The following is an 18,059-nucleotide window of genomic DNA, read 5'->3' as shown; positions in this document are numbered from 1 at the left end:
ACCGGCGCGTCCGCCGCCTCAGTAGTGCTATCCAGGTAGCTGTCACTGGACAGCCATCTGCATAGGCGAAAGGCAGCGGACGCATGAGCGGCTCTCAGCTCTGGGACGACGTCGACTTCTACTTCACCAGCCACCTGTCACCGGACGACGAGTCGCTCCAGGCGACCCTGCGGGAGAGCGAGGCGAACGAGCTCCCGCACGCCAACGTCACCGCCAGCCAGGGCAAACTGCTCCAGCTCCTCGCCCAGATCCAGGACGCCCGGCACATCCTGGAGATCGGCACCCTCGGCGGCTACAGCACGATCTGGCTGGCCCGCGCCCTGCCCGCCGACGGCAGGCTGATCTCGCTGGAGTACAGCGCCCGGCACGCCGAGGTCGCGGTCCGCAACATCGCCCGCGCGGGCCTGGAGAAGGTCGTCGAGGTGCGGGTCGGGCCCGCCCTGGAGTCGCTGCCCAAGCTCGCCGACGAGAACCCGGCCCCCTTCGACCTGGTCTTCATCGACGCCGACAAGGCCAACAACCCGCACTACGTGGAGTGGGCGCTGCGGCTCACCCGCACCGGCAGCCTGATCATCGTCGACAACGTGGTGCGGGGCGGCCGGGTGGTCGACGCCGAGAGCGCCGAGCCGGACGTGGTCGGCACCCGCGCCGCGATCGAGCTGATCGCGGCGCACCCGAGGCTGACCGGCACGGCGATCCAGACGGTCGGCAGCAAGGGCTACGACGGCTTCGCGCTGGCGCGCGTCCTCGACTGACCCTGCTGTTGCTCAACCCTCCAGGTAGAAGCCCACGTTGACGCTGCGCGGGGCGGTGCGGTCCCGGATGACGATCTCGCCGGAGCCGCCCCGGGGCAGCGCGACCGTGCCGCCGTACGCGATGGCCTGGGCGTACTCGCCGACGGTCAGCAGCACCTCGGAGGAGGGTTCGGCCTGGGAGCCGCGCAGCCAGCTGACCTGCCAGCCGCCCTCGGGCCCGCACAGGAACTCCAGGTGCACCCGGGAGACGAACAGCCAGTCGTCGGGCGTCGCGAGCCGGCAGGCGGCGGCGTCGCGGCCCACCCGCAGCACGGCACCCGGCTCGCTGGGCGCGTCGGCCATGAGCATGCCGGCCGTCTCGCCCGCTTCTCCGGACACGGCGGCCATGGTGAGTTCGAGCACGTGCGTTTCCCCCTGCGCGATTCCTGAAGCCTTCGTGATCCATCGTGGATCTCCGGCGCATGATAAAACGCCCGGCCGCGCCACGTCCGGCACAATGAAGTCATGACCGAGCGAAAGCCACCCGGGGTGCCGTTCGAGTCCTGGGTCGACAAGCAGATCCAAGACGCCCAGCGGCGCGGCGAGTTCGACGGACTGCCGGGCACGGGCGAGCCGTTGCCGGCCGCCCTGGAGGCGCCATACGACGAACTGTGGTGGATCAAAAGGAAGATGGCCCGCGAGGGCCTGTCGGTCCTGCCACCGACACTCGCCCTCCGCAAGGAGGCCGAGGACGCACTGGCGGCGGCCTACGCCGCACCCTCGGAACGGATCGTCCGCAGGATCATCACCGACATCAACGCCAAGATCCGCGACATGATGTTCAAACCGCCCCCCGGCCCCCCGCTGGGCAGGAAGCCGTACGACATCGAGGAGGTCGTACGCGAGTGGCGTGAGCGCCGGGAGCCGACGGACACAACGGAGCCGGAGTCGCCGGCCTAGCAACCACGGGCCCCGGGTGGCCTGCTTCCCGGGAACTTCTCAACTGACCGTCCCCGCCGTCGGGTTCTGCGGCTGTTCGCGTTCTGTGCCGCAGAGTTCGTCGGTCAGTTCCCGTACCAGGCGGTCGAGGTCGGTGGGGCGGTCCGGGGTCCACCAGTCGCCGAGGAGGTCGGCGAGGGAGTCCTCGCGGGCCTTGGCGAGGCGGTCGGCGACCTCGCGGCCCTGTTCGGTGAGGGTCAGGTCGAGGCCCAGGCGGTCGGCGAGGTGCCGCTCCTCCAGTTGGCGGGCGCCGGCCAGGACGACGTTCATCGGGACGGGGCCGCGCTCGGCGAGCCGCCCCGGCTCCACCGAGCCGTACTTCCGGATCCGCAGCAGCAGCCAGCCGGTGGCGGGCAGCAGGCCGTCGTACCCGGCCCGCGCGTTGATCTTCCGGTAGACCTCCCGGCGGCCCTCCCGGGTGCCGAGCAGGGAGAGCGCCCGGGAGCACTCGTCGTACGACGACCGCTGGACCGGGTTGGGCGGGATGGTCTCGGAGGCGTCCGGCGCGGTGACCGAGCCGCGCAGCGGGTCCTCCTTGAGGAACCAGGCGAGGACGAAGCCGAGCAGGGCGACCGGGGCGGCGTACAGGAAGACGTCGGTGATCGAGGACGCGTACGCGTGCAGGGCCGCCGGGCGCAGCGCGGGCGGCAGGGCGGCGATCCCGCGCGGGTCGGCCTTGAGGCCGGACGGGGAGACGCCCGGCGGGAGGTGGACGCCCCGGAAGGCGTCGGCGAGCTTGTCGGCGAGCCGGCCCGCGAAGACGGAACCGAAGACGGCGACGCCGAAGGAGGCCCCGATGGAGCGGAAGAACGTCGCGCCGGAGGTGGCGACGCCGAGGTCCTCGTACGAGACGGAGTTCTGGACTATCAGCACCAGCACCTGCATGACCAGCCCGAGGCCCAGGCCGAAGACGAAGAAGTAGGCGCTCATCTGGGCGGTCGAGCTGTGCTCGTCGAGCCGGTGCAGGAGCAGCAGCCCGATGGTGGTCACACCGGTGCCGGCGACCGGGAACACCTTCCAGCGCCCGGTGCGGCTGACGATCTGCCCGGAGAGCGTGGACGACAGCAGCAGGCCGATCACCATCGGCAGCATGTGCACGCCCGACAGGGTCGGCGAGATGCCCTGCACGACCTGGAGGAACGTCGGCAGATAGGTCATCGCGCCGAACATCGCGAACCCGACGATGAAGCTGATCAAGGCCGCGAGGGTGAAGGTGCGGATGCCGAAGAGCTGGAGCGGAAGTACGGGTTCGGCGGCCCGCCGCTCGACGGCGACGAAGGCGACGGCGAGCACCACCCCGACCACCACGAGCCCGATGATCCGCGCCGACCCCCACGCCCACGTCGTCCCGCCCAGCGAGGCCACCAGCACCAGGCAGGTGGCGACGGCGGCGATCAGGAAGGTGCCGAGGTAGTCGATGACGTGGTGGGCGGTCCGGCGCGGGATGTGCAGCGCGGCGGCGATCACCGCGAGCGCGACGACGCCCACGGGCAGGTTGACGTAGAACACCCAGCGCCAGCTCAGCTGCTCGGTGAGCACCCCGCCGAGCAGCGGCCCGAGCACGCTGGTCGCGCCGAAGACGGCGCCGAACAGCCCCTGGTAGCGCCCCCGTTCGCGCGGCGGCACGATGTCGCCCACGATCGCCATCGACAGCACCATCAGCCCGCCGCCGCCCAGCCCCTGCAGGGCACGGAAGCCGATCAGCTCCCCCATGTTCTGGGCCATCCCGCACAGCGCCGACCCGACGAGGAAGATCACGATGGCGAGCTGGAAGAGCCGCTTGCGCCCGTACTGGTCGCCGAGCTTGCCCCACAGCGGGGTGGCGGCGGTGGAGGCCAGCAGGTAGGCGGTGACCACCCACGACAGGTGTTCGAGCCCCCCGAGGTCGCTGACGATCGTCGGCAGCGCCGTCGACACGATCGTCTGGTCCAGCGCGGCCAGCAGCAGCCCGAGCAGCAGCGCGCCGATCGGGACCAGCACATTGCCGGGTACCCGCTCCGCGTCCTTCGCCGGGGTGCGCGTCGTTTCCAGGGCCATGGAGACCTCCCGGGGCTCTCGGCCATCTTCCATCGTGGACGGTGTCACCCGGTATGGCCCGTCGAGTCCTTTTGGGTGCCCCTGAGACAAGGGGTTCGGGCGAACGTACGTGTGGGTGCTCCGCATAATCTGTGGAGCTTGTGAGGGGGAGGATCGTGAGGGGAGGGACGGACTCCGTGACGGACACGACGGGGAGCGGGGGCCACCAGTGCCCGGAGTGCGGGACACCCAAGGGACCGGACGGTTCCCCTTCCTGCGACTGCAACCGGCGGACCGCCGACGCGTTGCGCGACGCGCGTACGGCCGAACAGGCGGCGGCGGAGGACTTCGACCCGCTGCGGATACGGCCGTACGTGGCCATCGAGGCGGACGCCGGCGACAGTGACGCCGGGGAGACCGCGCCGCTGCCGGTGGTGACGGACCCGCCGGCCGTGCCGGTCACGGCCGAGGCGACCGTGCCGTTGCGGGCGGTGGCCGCCGACCTGGTCGAGGCGGCTCCTGCGCGGCCGTCGCGCCGGCCGCCCCGGTGGGCCCTGCTGGCGGCGGTCGCCGGGGCGGTGGTCGGGATCCTCGCGGTGGCGGGGTTCGCGGGCGGGCTGTTCGCCCACGTGACGCCGGAGCGGGACACGGCGGGACCGGCGGACGTACGGGAGAGCGTCCCGGACGTGACCCCGAGCACGGCGTCGGCCTCGGCCGCGGCGCCGGCCACCTCTCCGGGGTCCTCGCCCTCGGCCACGCCGTCCGGTACCGCGAGCCCGAGCGCGTCGCGTTCCCCGTCCTCCCCCGCGCCGTCCAGCGCGACGCCGTCCCCGACGCCCTCCCGCTCGGCGACACCGACCGGGTCGGCGTCCACAACGGGCGCGGCGGCCTCCGCGCAGCCCACCTCGGCCCCGGTCCTCCGCCCCGGCGACACCGGGGCGGAGGTGACCGAGTTGCAGCAGCGGCTGACCCAGCTGAACCTCTTCACCGGGAAGGCCGACGGCCACTACGACAGCAAGACGGAGAGCGCGGTGCGCACGTACCAGCTGGCGCGGGGGATCCTGACGGATGAGTCGGGGGTGTACGGAACGGCTACGCGGGCGGCGCTGGAGTCGGAGACGACGGAGCCGTAGGGGGTGGGCCGACGGGGGGTGCGCTGCCGTGGGGGCGGTGAGTGGTGCTGGTCGGGGCGGTTGGTGGGGGGTGGTTGCGGTGGTGGCGTACCTGCGGGTGCGTGGGGGTTGCTCGCGCAGTTCCCCGCGCCCCTGAAAAACTCAGCCGCGGGCCGGTGGGGATTGGTCGCGCAGTTCCCCGCGCCCCTGAAAAACTCAGCCTCAGCCTCAGCTGCCGCTGACGGTCACCCGCATCGATCCGTCCGCCACCGCCTCGACCCGCACCTCCGTCAGGTCCCGCACCACCACGTCCGGCCCGTGCACCCTCGCCCGCGCCCCGACGCCGACGACCCGCATCCCGGCCGCCCGCCCCGCCGCGATCCCCGCGCCGGAGTCCTCGAAGACCAGACAGTCCGCCGGGGCGATCCCCAGCTCCGCCGCCCCCTTCAGAAAGCCCTCGGGGTCCGGCTTGCTGGCGCCCACCGACTCCGCGGTCACCCGCACCGCCGGCAGCGGCAGCCGGGCGGCGGCCATCCGTACCGTGGACAGCGCCACGTCCGCCGAGGTCACCAGCGCGTGCGGCAGCCCCTGGAGGGAGGCGAGGAAGGCCGCGGCGCCCGGGACCTCCACCACGCCCTCCACGTCGGCCGTCTCCTCCGCCAGCATGCGCGCGTTGTCCGCGAGGTTCTGCTTCACCGGCCGGTCCGGCAGCAGCACCGCCATGGACGCATGCCCCTGGCGGCCGTGCACCACCTTCATGACCTCGTCGCCGTCCAGCCCGTGCCGCTCGGACCAGCGCCGCCAGATGCGCTCGACGACGGCGTCGGAGTTGACGAGGGTGCCGTCCATGTCGAGCAGGAGGGCACGGGCGGTGAGGACGGTGGCCGTCATCGGGCAGCTCCTAGTACACACGGGCCGAAAGCAGGCCGAACACAGGCCGAACACAGGCCGGGAAAAACAAGGCGGCCCCGCCCGCCGGTCAGGGAAAACGGGCGGGAGCCACTTTGTTTCTCCACGGTACAAAACAGAGGGCGGTTCCCGCCAGCGCCTTCGCCGACCGTTCACCCACTCTTCAACCCGAAACCCGGCCGGGGCCGCTCCGCGCCCCCGCTCAGCCCGCGATCGCCTCCCACAGGCTCCACACGCCCAGCGCCAGCATCAGCACGGCGGCGATCTGCGTGATCAGCCGCAGCGGCACCTTCTTCATCAGCGCCTTGCCGCCGACGATGCCGAGCCCGGCCACCGCCCACAGGCCGAGCACCGCGCCGAGGCCGACGGAGAGCGGGTCGTCGTAACGCGCCGCGAGGTTCGCCGTCATGATCTGCGTGAGGTCTCCGAACTCGGCGACCAGGATGAGCATGAACCCGGTGCCGGCGACCTTCCAGAAGGACTGGTCGGCCGGCTTGCGGATCTCCTCGTCCTCCTCGTCCTTCTTCAGCAGCAGCACGGCCGCGCCGCCGAGGAAGAGCACGCCGGTCAGCGCGTGCACGATCTGCTGCGGGAGCAGGGTCAGGACGCTGCCGGCCGCGACGGCGAGCACGACATGCAGGAGGAAGGCCGCGGCGACACCGGCGAAGACGTACGACGCCCGGTAGCGCGTGCCCAGGACGAGACCGGCGAGCGCGGTCTTGTCGGGCAGTTCGGCGAGGAAGATGACGCCGAAGACGAGCGCCGTCACGGTGATGCTGATCAAGGGTCCTCAATCGGTCGGGGCCACCCCACCGAGAGCACCGCACTTCGCAGACGATCACCTCGGCACGGCAGCGCACAAGGTCACCCGTGCCGTAGGCACGGGCGTGCACTGCTTGCCGAAGGTCTCGCTGGCGACCGCACGGCCGGGATGGCCGAGGTCCGCCTCCGGGCGCCGGCTCAGACGGGCTGAGCAGTATGTCGACGGTCCGGCGAAGAGCTACTCCCCTTCAACGCCGTCAACAGTACGTGACCGCGCCATCGATCCCAAGACCGGAACTCCCGTCTGTGAGTCACGTCGCACACCTTGTCGTGTCATGAACGCGTCATTAGTTTCTTACCGAACGCTCACTCATCGGCAACACGGCGGCGCGAGCATTCCCTCGCTCGCGCTCCAACACCCCCACCCCACAAGGGAGTTCGCATGCCGAAGTTCTACGCGCGTCGACGGCTCAGCATACTCGCCGCCTTCACCGGACTCATAGCCTCCGCCGCACTCTTCAACTCCCCGACCGCCTCCGCCGCCCTCCCCACCCCGGTCAGCGCGTCCACCGCCCGCACCTACCTCGCCTCCCTCACCGTGGCGACCGAGGTCCGCACCGGCTACGACCGCGACCTGTTCCCGACCTGGGACACCATCAGCGGCACCTGCAACACCCGTGAGTGGATCCTCAAGCGCGACGGTACGAACGTCGTCACCAACTCCGCCTGCACCGCCACCAGCGGCTCCTGGTACTCCCCCTACGACGGCGCCACCTGGACCGCCGCCTCCGACGTCGACATCGACCACCTCGTCCCGCTCGCCGAGGCCTGGGACTCCGGCGCCCGCAACTGGACCACCGCCCAGCGCGAGGCGTTCGCCAACGACGTCACCCGCCCGCAGCTCCTCGCCGTCACGGACAACGTGAACCAGTCCAAGGGCGACCAGGACCCGGCGACCTGGATGCCGTCCCTCACCTCGTACCGCTGCACCTACGTCCGCGCCTGGGTCCAGGTGAAGTACTACTACAGCCTCTCCGTGGACTCCGCCGAGAAGAGCGCGCTCACCAGCTACCTCTCCGCCTGCTGAGCACCGGAACCTCCCCGCGGGCCTCCGTCGTTCCGTACCGTACGGGGCGACGACCGAGGTGAGCCGAAGGGGCGCGCCGGAGGCGGGACGGCGAACGCGCGGAGGCCCGAAGGGCCGAGCACGTTCGCCGTCCCGCCTCCGGCCCACAGCGCCCCGCAGGCGAGCCGACCGAGGAAAAGGGGCGGGGACTGTGGCCGGACTGCGGCTGGGACCGCTGCTGAGGTACACCGACGGCTCGTCGGCGACCGTCTGGGTCGAGGCGAGCCGTCCGTGCACCGCCGAGGTGCGCTGCTCGGACGGCGCCGGCGGCACCGCGCGCACCTTCCAGGTGGCCGGCCACCACTACGCCCTCGTCCCGGTCACCGGGCTGACCCCGGGGACCTCACCGTCGTACGACGTCCTCCTGGACGGCGCGCACGTGTGGCCGCCGCCCGGCTCCCCCTTCCCGCCCCCGGTGATCCGCGCCCCGGCCGCGGGCGAGCCCCTGCACGTCGTCTTCGGCTCCTGCCGCTGGGCCGCGCCGCCCGCCGACGGCCACGACCCGGTCGGCCCCGACGCCCTCGACAGCCTCGCCGCGCGCATCGCCGCCGGCGGCGAACGGCCCGACGTGCTCCTGCTGTTGGGCGACCAGGTGTACGCCGACGAGACCTCGGCGGCCACCCGGCGCTGGCTGGCCGCCCGCCGCGACCTCGCGGAGGCGCCCGGCGCCGAGGTCGCGGACTACGAGGAGTACACCCGCCTCTACTACGAGTCCTGGCTCGACCCGGAGGTGCGCTGGCTGCTCTCCACCGTGCCCAGTTGCATGATCTTCGACGACCACGACGTGATCGACGACTGGAACACCTCCGCCGCCTGGCTCGCCGACATGCGGGCCACCCCCTGGTGGCAGGAGCGGCTGCTGAGCGGGCTGATGTCGTACTGGGTCCACCAGCACCTGGGCAACCTCTCCCCGGCCGAGCTGGCCGCCGACCCGCTGTACGCCGCCGTGTGCGACGCACCGGACGGCACGGACGAGTTGCGCGCCTTCGCCGCCGGGGCCGACGCCGATCCGGCCGCCGTGCGGTGGAGTTACCGGCGTGACTTCGGGCGGGTGCGGCTGCTGATGGTGGACACCCGGGCGGCCCGCGTCCTGGACGAGCGGAGCCGCGCCATGCTCGACCCCGGCGAGGCCGAGTGGCTGCGCGAACAGGCCCTGGACGGCCGGGAGTCGTACGACCACCTCCTCGTCGGCACCTCGCTGCCCTGGCTGCTGCCGCACCTGATACACGACCTGGAGACCTGGGACGCGGCCCTGTGCCGGGGCGAACGGGGCGCCCGCTGGGCCCGGTTCGGGGAACGGCTGCGCCGCGCGGCGGACCTGGAGCACTGGGCGGCCTTCCCCGCCTCCTTCACCGAACTGGCCGGCCTGTTCGCCCGGACCGGCTCCGGGCCCGAGGCACCCGCCTCCGTCTGCGTGCTCTCCGGAGACGTCCACCACGCCTACGTCGCCGAGCCCGCGTGGCCCCCCGGGACCGCACCCGCGTCCCGTGTGCTGCAACTCACCTGCTCCCCCGTCCACAACTCCGTGCCGCCGACGATCCGGGCCGGCTTCCGGTTCGGCTGGAGCGCCCCGGCCCGGTTCCTCGGGCGGTGGCTGGCCCGGCACGGGCGGTGCGCGCCGCCGCCGGTGACCTGGCGGAAGAAGGGCGGGCCGTGGTTCGGCAACCAGCTCATGACGCTGACGCTGCACGGCCGTTCGGCCCGGCTGCGGCTGGAGCGGGCCCGGCGGGACGGGACCCTGGAGACCGTGACGGAGTCCGTCCTCACCACCCGCTGAGCACACCTGGGTGACAACTGTGTTGCCGGGGGCGCACGTTGGCAACTGTTAACCGCGACGGCATGATGAGGCGGACCGTCCGCTTCCTGATCCCGTGCGGGCGGTGTCACTGCCCTGCGCCCCCACTCGCCCGGGAGTCACGTCCTTGTCCTCCTCCCCCCAGGAGTCCTTCCAGGCCGTCCAGGATTCCGCGCCGGTCTCCGTCGCCCTGGTCGGCGCCGGCCCGCGCGGCACCAGCGTCCTGGAACGCCTCTGCGCCTCCGCCCCCGAACTGCTGCCCCCGGGACGGCCGCTCACGATCCACGTGATCGACCCGGCCCCACCGGGCCCCGGCCGGGTCTGGCGCACGACGCAGTCGGCGGAGCTGCTGATGAACACCGTGGCGAGCCAGGTCACCCTGTTCACCGACGACAGCGTGGAGTGCGCGGGCCCCGTCCGGCCGGGACCCAGCCTGCACGAGTGGGCGGCCGGCGACCTGGGCCCCGACGACTACCCGACCCGCGCCCACTACGGCCGCTACCTGGAATGGGTGTTCACGAGGACGGCGGCGCGGGCACCGGGGACGGTCCGGGTGCGGACGCATCGCGGCCGGGCCGTACGCCTCCGCGACGACCCCGACGGCCGCCAGACGCTCACCCTCGACGACGGCCGCACCCTGCCCGGCCTGGCGGCGGTCGTGCTGGCCCAGGGCCACCTCCCGGCGACCACGTCCCCCGGGGAACGCCTCCTGTCCGCCCACGCCGCCCGGCACGGCCTCCGGCACATCCCGCCCGCCAACCCGGCCGACGTCGACCTCAGCCCGATCGCGCCCGGCGAACCGGTGCTGCTGCGCGGCCTCGGCCTCAACTTCTTCGACCACCTGGCCCTGCTGACCACCGGCCGCGGCGGCCGTTTCACCCGCACCCCCGACGGCTCCCTGCGCTACACCCCCTCCGGCCGCGAGCCCCGCCTGTACGCGGGCTCCCGGCGCGGCGTCCCGTACCAGGCACGCGGCGACAACGCGAAGGGCCCGTACGGCCGTCACACCCCGCTGCTGCTCACCCCCGAGGTGATCGCGGGCTTCCGCAAGCACGCGGACTCCGGCGCCGCGCCCGACTTCCGCACGGAGATCTGGCCGCTGGTCGCGAAGGAGGTGGAGACGGTCTACTACTCCGCCCTGACCGGCGACCCGGAGTTCACCCGACGCTTCCTCGCGGCCGGCGGCCGGCCCGCGGAGACGGCCGTACTCGACGCCCACGGCGTGCCGGAGAGAGACCGCTGGTCCTGGGAACGCCTCCAGCACCCGTACGGGGACCGGAAGTTCACCGATCCCGCGCAGTGGCGGGCCTGGCTGCTCGGATATCTGCGCGCGGACGCGGCCCAGGCCGCCCTCGGCAACGTGCACGGCCCGCTCAAGGCCGCCCTGGACGTGCTGCGCGACCTGCGCAACGAGATACGGCTGATCGTCGACCACGGCGGCCTGGCCGGCGCCTCCCGGCGGGCCCACCTGGACGGCTGGTACACGCCGCTCAACGCGTTCCTGTCCATCGGCCCGCCCCGCCGCCGTATCGAGGAGCTGGCCGCGCTGCTGGCGGCGGGCATGGTGGAGGTGCTCGGCCCAGGGGTGGAGGTGGACGACGAGGCGGGCGCGTGGGTGGCCCGCTCCCCCGCGGTCCCCGGCTCGGAGGTCCGCGTGACCACTGTCGTGGAGGCCCGCCTGCCCGAGCCGGACCTGCGCCGCACCGCCGACGAACTGCTGGCCGGCCTGGTCCGCGAGGGCGCGTGCCGCCCGCACACGGTGGACGGCCACGAGACCGGCGGCGTCGACGTCACACCGCGCCCGTACCGCGTCATCGACCGCCACGGCCGCCCGCACGCACGCCGGTTCGCCTTCGGGGTGCCCACCGAGGGCGTGCACTGGGTGACCGCGGCGGGAGCCCGCCCGGGCGTGGACTCGGTGACCCTCTCGGACGCGGACGCGATAGCACGGGCGGTGCTGCGGACGGCGGCGGCCGAGGGGGAAGCGCGGACGGCGACCGACCCGGGGCGCCCGGCCGCGGGCCCCGGGCGGCCGGCGACGGCCGAACGGCACACGCCGGTCGGCGTATGACGCCGCACGCATGGCACTGCATGGCACTGCATGACGCCGCATGGCACGCACATGGCACGTGCGTGGCCCGTGCATGGGCGATCTCCGACAACCCTTTGCCGAACATACGAGCCCCCCGTGACACTCCTGTCACACCCCCCGCGTACGCTGTATGGCTGTCGTCGGGGGGCGCAACAGGACAATCGCGGGGGAACCGTCGTGTGGGAAAGCATGGGGTCACTGGAGGCCGGGCCATGGATATACGCCATGGTGGCCCTCTCCGTGCTGCTTGATGTGTTCCTGCCGGTCCTGCCGAGCGGGGTGCTGGTCATCACCGCGGCCACGGCAGCGGCGGCCGGTACCGGCGCGTCGGCCGGACGGGTCCCGCCGCACGCGCTGCCGGACATCCTGGCGCTGACCCTCTGCGCGGCCACCGCGTCGGTCCTCGGCGACTTGTTCGCCTTCCGGCTGGCCCGGCGTGGCGGGGCCCGCCTGGACCGCGCCATCGCCCGCTCCCGCCGGCTGAGCCGCGCGCAGGAACGTCTCGGCGAGGCCCTGTCCCGGGGCGGCGGCGCGCTGGTCGTCCTGGCCAGGTTCGCCCCGGCCGGCCGCTCGATCGTCTCCCTGGGCGCCGGCGCGACCCACCGCAGCGTCCGCGACTTCCTCCCCTGGTCCGCCCTGGCGGGCCTGACCTGGGCGGTCTACAGCGTCGCCCTCGGCTGGCTGGGCGCCCAGTGGCTCGGCGCGACCTGGATGGCGACGGCGGTGTCGGTGGCGGCACTGTTCGGCGCGGGAGCCGGCGCCGGGTACCTGATGCGAAGACGCCGCCCGGCGTAGCACCCACCGTCTCCGGCCGTCTCAGCTCATCCAGCCGCGGGCGGCGTCGCCATCTCCCGGCCGCGGGCAGTCGTGCCGTAGGGCGGCACGGGTGGGCGCTGGTGGTCCCCCCGGCCGAAGGCCGGGGGAGGCACCCGGCCGGCGCCGGTAGGCGTCCCCACCCCACCTCAGCCCCCGCTCACGGCTCCCTGCCCCCGCACCTCCAGTCCCCCGAGCAACGCAGCGGTCGCCTCCGCGACCGCGTCCACCGCCCGCTCGAACACCTCCCGGTTGTGCGCGGCCGGCGCCCGGAACCCGGACACCTTCCGCACGTACTGCAACGCGGCAGCACGGATCTCCTCCTCGGTGGCCTCCTCGGCCAACTGGGGCGGACGCAGGGTCTTGATACTCCGGCACATGTCCCCAGTCTCCCGTAGCCCCTTTCTTCCTGCGAGGATCTTTTCGAGGCGGCCACCGCTCCCGGGGCCGACCGACGAGAGGACAGCTCCATGCCGAACACCCCGAACGCACCCGTCCCCCGCCTGGCCGTCGCCGTCCTCGGCCCCGGCGGCGTCGGCGCCCTGCTCGCCGCCCTGCTCTCCCGCTCCGGCCACCGCGTCCTCTGCCTCGCGGGCGAGGAGACGGCCCGCACCCTCCGTACCACCGGAATCCAGGTCCGCAGCGCCCTGTTCGGCGACTTCACGGCGCCCGTCGACGCCGACACGGCCCTGCGCGAACCCGTCGACGCCTGCCTGGTCACCGTCAAGGCCACCGCCCTGGACGCGGCCCTCACCCGGATCCCGCCCGCGGCCCTCGGCGACGCCCTCCTCGTCCCGTTCCTGAACGGCGTGGAACACCCCGCGCTGCTGCGCGCCCGCTACGCCCCCGACCGCGTGGCCCCGTCCGTGATCCGCGTCGAGTCGACCCGCACCGCCCCCGGGCTCGTCGAACACACCAGCCCCTTCGCGGAGATCGACCTGACCGGCGCCAAGGTCCCCCGCCCCCGCCTGGAGGCCCTCGCCGAAGCCCTCACCGCGGCCGGCCCCGCCACCCGCGTCCTGGACGACGAAACCACCGCCCTCTGGGCGAAGATGGCGTTCCTCGCCCCGTTCGCCCTCCTCACCACCCGCTACGCCCTCCCCCTCGGCGAGGCCCGCACCCGGCACCGCGAGGAACTGGCGTCCCTGGTGGCGGAGACCGCCGCCGTCAGCCGCGCCTGCGGCGCCCCCGTCGACCCGGCCCAGGCCCTGGCCCGGTACGACGCCTTCCCGCCCGCCGCCAAGTCCTCGATGCAGCGCGACGCGGAGGCCGGCCGCGCCCTCGAACTCGACGCGATCGGAGGCGCGTTGCTGCGCGCGGCGGACCGGCACGGCGTACCGGTGCCGGTGACGGCCCGCGTCGTCAGGGAGCTGCGCGAAGCCGGACACTAACCGGCGTGCCGTCCGGGGGTGCGGGCGGCGGCGACGAAGGCGGCCATCTTCTCGCGGCTCTTCACCCCCGGCGCGGTCTCGACGCTGCTGGAGACGTCCACGCCGTAGGGCCCGAACTCCTCGATGACACCGGCCACGTTGTGCTCGTCCAGGCCGCCGGCGATCACCACCTTCCCCGGCACCTCACCGACCCAGACGGGGATGTCCGCGAACACGCCGCTGCCCGCGCTGGCGTCGTAGAAGAAGTACCGCAGCGCCTCCGGCCTCTCGGGCGGGGTGCCGGAGGCGAGGGCGAGGTTCGGGATGTCGGCCTGCTCGTAGATCTGGACGACGTCGACGTGCTCGGCGACGGCGGCCGTCTCGGCGAGGGTCAGCGCGACGGCGAAGACGGGGATCCGCCCCCGGGCGTACGCGGCCAGCTCCACGGCCCGTTCGGGCGGGCAGTACCGCTTGCTCTTCGGTGTCACGACGATCCCGACGGCGTCGTACCCCAGCTCCACCGCCCAGTCGATCTGCCGCTCCTCGGTGAGCCCGCACACCTTCACGAACGCCGACCGCCGCTGCCCGCTCATCCCGTCCTCACTCCGTTCTCCCGCCCGGCGGGAACACCATCCTGTGCTCCAGCTTCTCAGCCCGCGGTCCGGGCCGTTGTCAGTGGCGGCTGCCAGGATCTCCGGCATGACGGACACGAGCGAGGACTGGCGGTCCCTCCTGGCGCGGTGGAGCCAGGAGTGGGCGGACGCGCAGGACGGGGACCCGCAGGACCGGGACGAGGAGCCGCTGCGGACACGCCGGCTGGGGTTCCCGCCCGCGCCGGAGGAGCGGATACGCGAGCTGGAGGAGCGGCTCGGGCACCGGCTGCCGCCGTCGTACCGGACCTTCCTCGCGGTGAGCGACGGCTGGCGGCACGCGGGCGGTTTCGTCTGGGTGCTCGCCGGCACCGGCCAGGCCCGGTGGCACGAGGACGCGGCGGGCCTGTCCGAGTACTTCCCCGGGGAACTGCACGACGACTCCACCCCCGGTGACGAACTCCTCGCCGGCATGTGGGGGCGAGCACTGCAACTGGACGTCGAGTCGGACGCCGTCTACGTCCTCCTGGACCCGGGGGACGTGGACGAGGCGGGTGAGTGGGCCGTGTACACGTGGGCGCCGTGGTACGGGGACATGCCGAGGCGGTACGGGTCCTTCCGTACGTTCATGGAGGCGACGTACCGCGAGTTCCACCGCCTGCGGGCGGGCGCCCCGGAGCGGGGCGGGCCGGTGTTCGACAACGCGACGACACGCGCCTTGGACGCCTCCGTGACGGCCGCGCGGCTGGACGCGCTGGGCGGGAGGTACGAGCGGGCGGCGGAGGCACTGGCGGAGGCGGTCGCCTTCGGCAGGCCACGCGCGACGGGGCTGCACGACCAGCTCCGCCGACTGCGCGGGGAGACGTACCTGGTGTCCTTCCGCGGCCTGGCGGCCGACCCGGTGTACGCCGCGGAGGTCGTGCCCGTGCTGGCGAAGGAGCACGCCCGCATGCACCGGGACGGCGGTCTGCCGGCCCACGCCCTGCCGGGCGCCTCCGACGCGGTGCGCGCCGGCGCGGACGAGATCCTGCGGCAGATACGGGAGGGCACCTACCGCTACACCGCCGAGGGCCCCTTCGGACGGGCCGTCGAGGAAGCCCGGGAACTCGCCCGCTGGGGCGACACGGACGCGGCCTGGCACACCCTGCGCGCCGCCCTCCCCGACTGGCGGCCGCTCAGCTCCGAGCACCTCGCCCCGCTCGGCGTGCTCGCCGACCCGCTCCTCGGCCCCCTGATCACACCGGACCGCGGCCGGGAACTCCTCGCCACACCCCGCGCCGGACAGCCCGGCGACACCCCGCCGCCCACCGCCGACCTGGACCCCCCGGGCCTGGCCTGGCTGGCCGACGAGACCGCGGGCACCTCGCGAACCTCGTACCGCTTCGTCCTCGTGGAGGGTGTGGCACCGGCCGACCTGCCGTCCCGCATCGCCGCCGCCGGCGAACCCACCGACCTCTACGCCCCGACGACGCCGCAGAGCGCCCCGATGCGCTTCCGTGCCGGTGATCACCTCCCGCCATGGGCGGACACGGCACTGGCCGCGGTCGGCCGGGCGGGCCCCGGCTGGAGCTTCGCGTTCGAGGCACGCTCGCACTGGAACGTCGCCGAACGGCGCTTCGTCTCCCCGGGCCTGGCAGCCTCCCGGGACACCCGCACGGTCACGGTGTGGAGCGGTCCGCCCCGCGACCACCGCCCCGGCTTCTTCCACCTCTCCGTCGCCGAGAACGGCGAGGAGCGGTACGGCGTCACCGCCCGCGGCACCACGGCCGAACACCGGGGTCCCGTCCCGGAGTCCCTCCGCCTCCTGCCGGACGGCCCCGACGAACACGGGCGGCACGAGCGCCGCGTCCTGGAGGCCCTCGCCACCGAATTCGGCGTCCGCCTGCCCCGGTTCGCGCTCACCCGGGGCCGCCTGCACACCCTCCGCACCCGCCCCTGGAACCGCGCCCCCGGCCCGGGCGAGTCGTACGTGACCGTCCGCCTGGTGCCGCACCGTCCGTAGCGGGATCTACCCCGGGCTGCTGCTCGCGTCCCCGTGGCGCGGACGGACCCACGGTACGAGAGCCGGAACCCGAGCGCGGTAGGCGTCGTACGAGGCTCCGAACCGGCCGGCCATGAGCGCGTCCTCGGTCCGCACCCGGGTCAGCAGCCACGGGACGGCGACCGCCAGGGCGGCTGTCCAGGCGCCGAAGCCGCAGGCCAGCATGGCGCCGACGACCAGTCCGAGCAGGCCGGTGTAGATGGGGTGGCGAACGAGCCGGTAGGGCCCGTCGGTGCGCAGTTCGTGGTGCTCCTGGACCGTCGGGACGCTGGCCCACATCGTGCCCAGGACCCAGCGGGCCCACAGCAACAGAGCGGTGGCGGCGACGACGAGCAGGCCGCCGAGAAGCGCGAGTCCGGGCTGCCAGTACTGCAGGCGGTGCCAGAACCCGGCGGTGCGCCCGACCCCCCAGGAGAACACCCAGGCACCGGCGACCAGCAGCACCCGGCGGGGCAGCGTACGACGCAGCCCCCGCGCCCAACCCCGCACACCGGCCCGCCTCTTCACCCCGAAGTAGACGGCACCCGCGATCCAGGCCACGACGAAGACCAGAACGCAGACACCGGTGAGTGCGACAAGCCCCGAGTGCAGTGCTCCCATACCCCAAGGCTCCTCCGACACCCGGCCGCCCACCACCACCCACAGGTCGATGGAGAGGGTCTCCACCCCCGGTCGAATCGGATCCCGGTCCGGTATCGGTATGAGGCCGGGACCGGCGGAGTCCCCGGCTCCGGGAGACCCTGCGGTGGTGGACGACGGAGTCAGACGGTACGCGAAGTGGACCGGGGACGTGGTCGCGGCGGTGGCCATGGCGGTGTTCGAGGCGGTCGCGGTGTTCGGAGCCCTGGCCATTCTGACGCTCTACACATTCGCGGCGGCGTGGGTCCCCCTGGCATGCCTGGGAGGTCTCGCCCTGTGCACGGGGATCATCGCGGCGGCGGCGTGGAGCGCACGGATGTGGGTCACGGCGGTGGTACAGGGGCTGGTCACCGGTGTTTGCCTGGTGGCGGTGATCGACCTCTGGGGCGCCGCGTGACGGCGCGGACCGACGGCGCCCCGGATCGAACGCATGAACCCCACGAACAAACTCGCCACCTAAAATCGAACAGGCGTACCATTGCCGCGTGGCTGCGACCTATGACTTTCCGAGTGACCTCCTCGCCGGTCAGGAGGAGCTGCATCAGGTCCGGGCCGAGCTCTCGGCCCTGCTGAAGCGGCTCCCCTGGTCGGTCGTGCCGCTGGACGGATTCAGTGACGACGGCGGCTGGCGCAAGGTGGAGCGCCCCGCCTCCCCGGGCTGGACCGAGGACGAACAGGCCGAGGTGGAGAAGCTCCGCCGCCGCGAGCACGAACTCGCGGTGTTCGTCAGCGGCCACCGCTTCTGGGCGGAGGTCACGGCACCGGACCGCATGGACGCCCGAAGCCGGCTCAAGCACGCGCACGAGAAGGGCTGAACACAGCAGAGGACCCCGGCCGCATCGGCCGGGGTCCTCTCTCCACGTGGGCGCGGACGGTTTCGAACCGCCGACATCCTGCTTGTAAGGCAGGCGCTCTACCACTGAGCTACGCACCCGAGACGAGTCGACAGCCTACATTGCCAGGGGCGCTGTCCCGCAAACCCGTATCCGGGCCGACCAGCCACCCCGCCGCCCGCCGCACCTCCGAACCGTCCCCGGCCGATCGCCTCAACCGCGAACTGA

Annotated in this window: 18 protein-coding genes and 1 tRNA gene; 11 read left to right on the top strand and 8 right to left on the bottom strand. The window is 73.3% G+C overall.

Going from position 1 to position 18,059, the window contains the following annotated elements; all coding sequences use genetic code 11:
* Window positions 1–83 precede the first annotated feature (83 nt).
* Window positions 84–755: an O-methyltransferase gene (locus ACGF5O_RS00905; RefSeq protein WP_393807791.1), complete on the top strand. Its 672-nt coding sequence runs from the start codon at window positions 84–86 to the stop codon at window positions 753–755.
* A gap of 12 nt (window positions 756–767) precedes the next feature.
* On the opposite strand, the gene ACGF5O_RS00900 is transcribed toward ACGF5O_RS00905, so the two are convergent.
* Window positions 768–1,157: a hypothetical protein gene (locus ACGF5O_RS00900; RefSeq protein ID WP_393807790.1), complete on the bottom strand. Its 390-nt coding sequence runs from the start codon at window positions 1,155–1,157 to the stop codon at window positions 768–770.
* 102 nt (window positions 1,158–1,259) lie between these two features.
* On the opposite strand from ACGF5O_RS00900, the gene ACGF5O_RS00895 reads away from it, so the two are divergent.
* Window positions 1,260–1,694 (top strand): DUF1992 domain-containing protein, encoded by a 435-nt coding sequence (locus ACGF5O_RS00895; protein ID WP_393807789.1) that lies wholly within the window; start codon window positions 1,260–1,262, stop codon window positions 1,692–1,694.
* 39 nt (window positions 1,695–1,733) lie between these two features.
* Here ACGF5O_RS00895 and ACGF5O_RS00890 read toward each other — a convergent pair whose 3' ends face one another.
* Window positions 1,734–3,770, bottom strand: coding sequence for a DHA2 family efflux MFS transporter permease subunit (locus ACGF5O_RS00890; protein ID WP_393807788.1), 2,037 nt, complete (start codon window positions 3,768–3,770; stop codon window positions 1,734–1,736).
* 176 nt (window positions 3,771–3,946) lie between these two features.
* Here ACGF5O_RS00890 and ACGF5O_RS00885 point away from each other — a divergent pair, with 176 nt between their 5' ends.
* Window positions 3,947–4,882: a peptidoglycan-binding protein gene (locus tag ACGF5O_RS00885; protein ID WP_393807787.1), complete on the top strand. Its 936-nt coding sequence runs from the start codon at window positions 3,947–3,949 to the stop codon at window positions 4,880–4,882.
* Window positions 4,883–5,089: 207 nt separating this feature from the next.
* Here ACGF5O_RS00885 and ACGF5O_RS00880 read toward each other — a convergent pair whose 3' ends face one another.
* Together ACGF5O_RS00880 and ACGF5O_RS00875 are read right to left on the bottom strand one after the other, a co-directional pair.
* The gene (locus ACGF5O_RS00880) at window positions 5,090–5,752 is read right to left on the bottom strand and encodes an HAD-IA family hydrolase (protein WP_393807786.1); all 663 of its coding nucleotides are present in this window, start codon (window positions 5,750–5,752) and stop codon (window positions 5,090–5,092) included.
* A gap of 220 nt (window positions 5,753–5,972) precedes the next feature.
* Complete coding sequence (locus ACGF5O_RS00875) at window positions 5,973–6,554, bottom strand: TMEM165/GDT1 family protein (RefSeq protein ID WP_362598850.1); 582 nt, start codon at window positions 6,552–6,554, stop codon at window positions 5,973–5,975.
* Window positions 6,555–6,974: 420 nt separating this feature from the next.
* Between ACGF5O_RS00875 and ACGF5O_RS00870 the strand changes: the two genes are divergently transcribed.
* The 4 genes from ACGF5O_RS00870 to ACGF5O_RS00855 all read left to right on the top strand — a co-directional run bounded on the left by ACGF5O_RS00870 (window position 6,975) and on the right by ACGF5O_RS00855 (window position 12,340).
* Window positions 6,975–7,619, top strand: a complete 645-nt coding sequence (locus ACGF5O_RS00870) for an HNH endonuclease family protein (RefSeq protein WP_393807785.1) — start codon at window positions 6,975–6,977, stop codon at window positions 7,617–7,619.
* Between the two features lie 190 nt (window positions 7,620–7,809).
* Window positions 7,810–9,435 carry an alkaline phosphatase D family protein gene (locus ACGF5O_RS00865; RefSeq protein ID WP_393807784.1) on the top strand — a complete coding sequence of 542 codons (1,626 nt, stop codon included), beginning with the start codon at window positions 7,810–7,812 and terminating at the stop codon, window positions 9,433–9,435.
* A 145-nt stretch (window positions 9,436–9,580) separates the two neighbouring features.
* The gene (locus tag ACGF5O_RS00860; RefSeq protein ID WP_393807783.1) at window positions 9,581–11,524 is read left to right on the top strand and encodes an FAD/NAD(P)-binding protein; all 1,944 of its coding nucleotides are present in this window, start codon (window positions 9,581–9,583) and stop codon (window positions 11,522–11,524) included.
* Window positions 11,525–11,770: 246 nt separating this feature from the next.
* Entirely contained in the window at window positions 11,771–12,340 is a 570-nt protein-coding gene (locus tag ACGF5O_RS00855) for a DedA family protein (protein ID WP_393807782.1), read from the top strand.
* Window positions 12,341–12,507: 167 nt separating this feature from the next.
* On the opposite strand, the gene ACGF5O_RS00850 is transcribed toward ACGF5O_RS00855, so the two are convergent.
* Window positions 12,508–12,738 carry a DUF2277 domain-containing protein gene (locus tag ACGF5O_RS00850; protein WP_351494278.1) on the bottom strand — a complete coding sequence of 77 codons (231 nt, stop codon included), beginning with the start codon at window positions 12,736–12,738 and terminating at the stop codon, window positions 12,508–12,510.
* Between the two features lie 90 nt (window positions 12,739–12,828).
* Here ACGF5O_RS00850 and ACGF5O_RS00845 point away from each other — a divergent pair, with 90 nt between their 5' ends.
* Window positions 12,829–13,749, top strand: coding sequence for a ketopantoate reductase family protein (locus tag ACGF5O_RS00845; protein ID WP_393807781.1), 921 nt, complete (start codon window positions 12,829–12,831; stop codon window positions 13,747–13,749).
* On the opposite strand, the gene ACGF5O_RS00840 is transcribed toward ACGF5O_RS00845, so the two are convergent.
* Window positions 13,746–14,321, bottom strand: coding sequence for a hypothetical protein (locus ACGF5O_RS00840; RefSeq protein ID WP_393807780.1), 576 nt, complete (start codon window positions 14,319–14,321; stop codon window positions 13,746–13,748). The genes ACGF5O_RS00845 and ACGF5O_RS00840 overlap by 4 nt on opposite strands.
* A 106-nt stretch (window positions 14,322–14,427) precedes the next feature.
* Between ACGF5O_RS00840 and ACGF5O_RS00835 the strand changes: the two genes are divergently transcribed.
* The gene (locus ACGF5O_RS00835) at window positions 14,428–16,320 is read left to right on the top strand and encodes an SMI1/KNR4 family protein (RefSeq protein WP_393807779.1); all 1,893 of its coding nucleotides are present in this window, start codon (window positions 14,428–14,430) and stop codon (window positions 16,318–16,320) included.
* A 6-nt stretch (window positions 16,321–16,326) separates the two neighbouring features.
* Here ACGF5O_RS00835 and ACGF5O_RS00830 read toward each other — a convergent pair whose 3' ends face one another.
* A complete protein-coding gene (locus tag ACGF5O_RS00830) occupies window positions 16,327–16,959 on the bottom strand; it encodes a methyltransferase family protein (RefSeq protein ID WP_393807778.1) in 633 nt (210 codons plus the stop codon).
* Between the two features lie 148 nt (window positions 16,960–17,107).
* On the opposite strand from ACGF5O_RS00830, the gene ACGF5O_RS00825 reads away from it, so the two are divergent.
* Both ACGF5O_RS00825 and ACGF5O_RS00820 read left to right on the top strand, forming a co-directional pair.
* Window positions 17,108–17,395, top strand: a complete 288-nt coding sequence (locus ACGF5O_RS00825) for a hypothetical protein (RefSeq protein WP_393807777.1) — start codon at window positions 17,108–17,110, stop codon at window positions 17,393–17,395.
* Between the two features lie 88 nt (window positions 17,396–17,483).
* Window positions 17,484–17,813, top strand: coding sequence for a hypothetical protein (locus ACGF5O_RS00820; protein ID WP_393807776.1), 330 nt, complete (start codon window positions 17,484–17,486; stop codon window positions 17,811–17,813).
* A gap of 47 nt (window positions 17,814–17,860) precedes the next feature.
* On the opposite strand, the gene ACGF5O_RS00815 is transcribed toward ACGF5O_RS00820, so the two are convergent.
* A tRNA-Val gene (locus ACGF5O_RS00815) sits at window positions 17,861–17,932 on the bottom strand.
* Window positions 17,933–18,059: the final 127 nt, after the last annotated feature.

This window comes from Streptomyces sp. NPDC048291, assembly GCF_043201715.1.
In the GTDB taxonomy this organism is placed as follows: Bacteria; Actinomycetota; Actinomycetes; order Streptomycetales; family Streptomycetaceae; genus Streptomyces.
The sequence above is the reverse complement of the archived record's forward strand: the minus strand, read 5'-3'. Positions and strand labels throughout refer to the sequence as shown.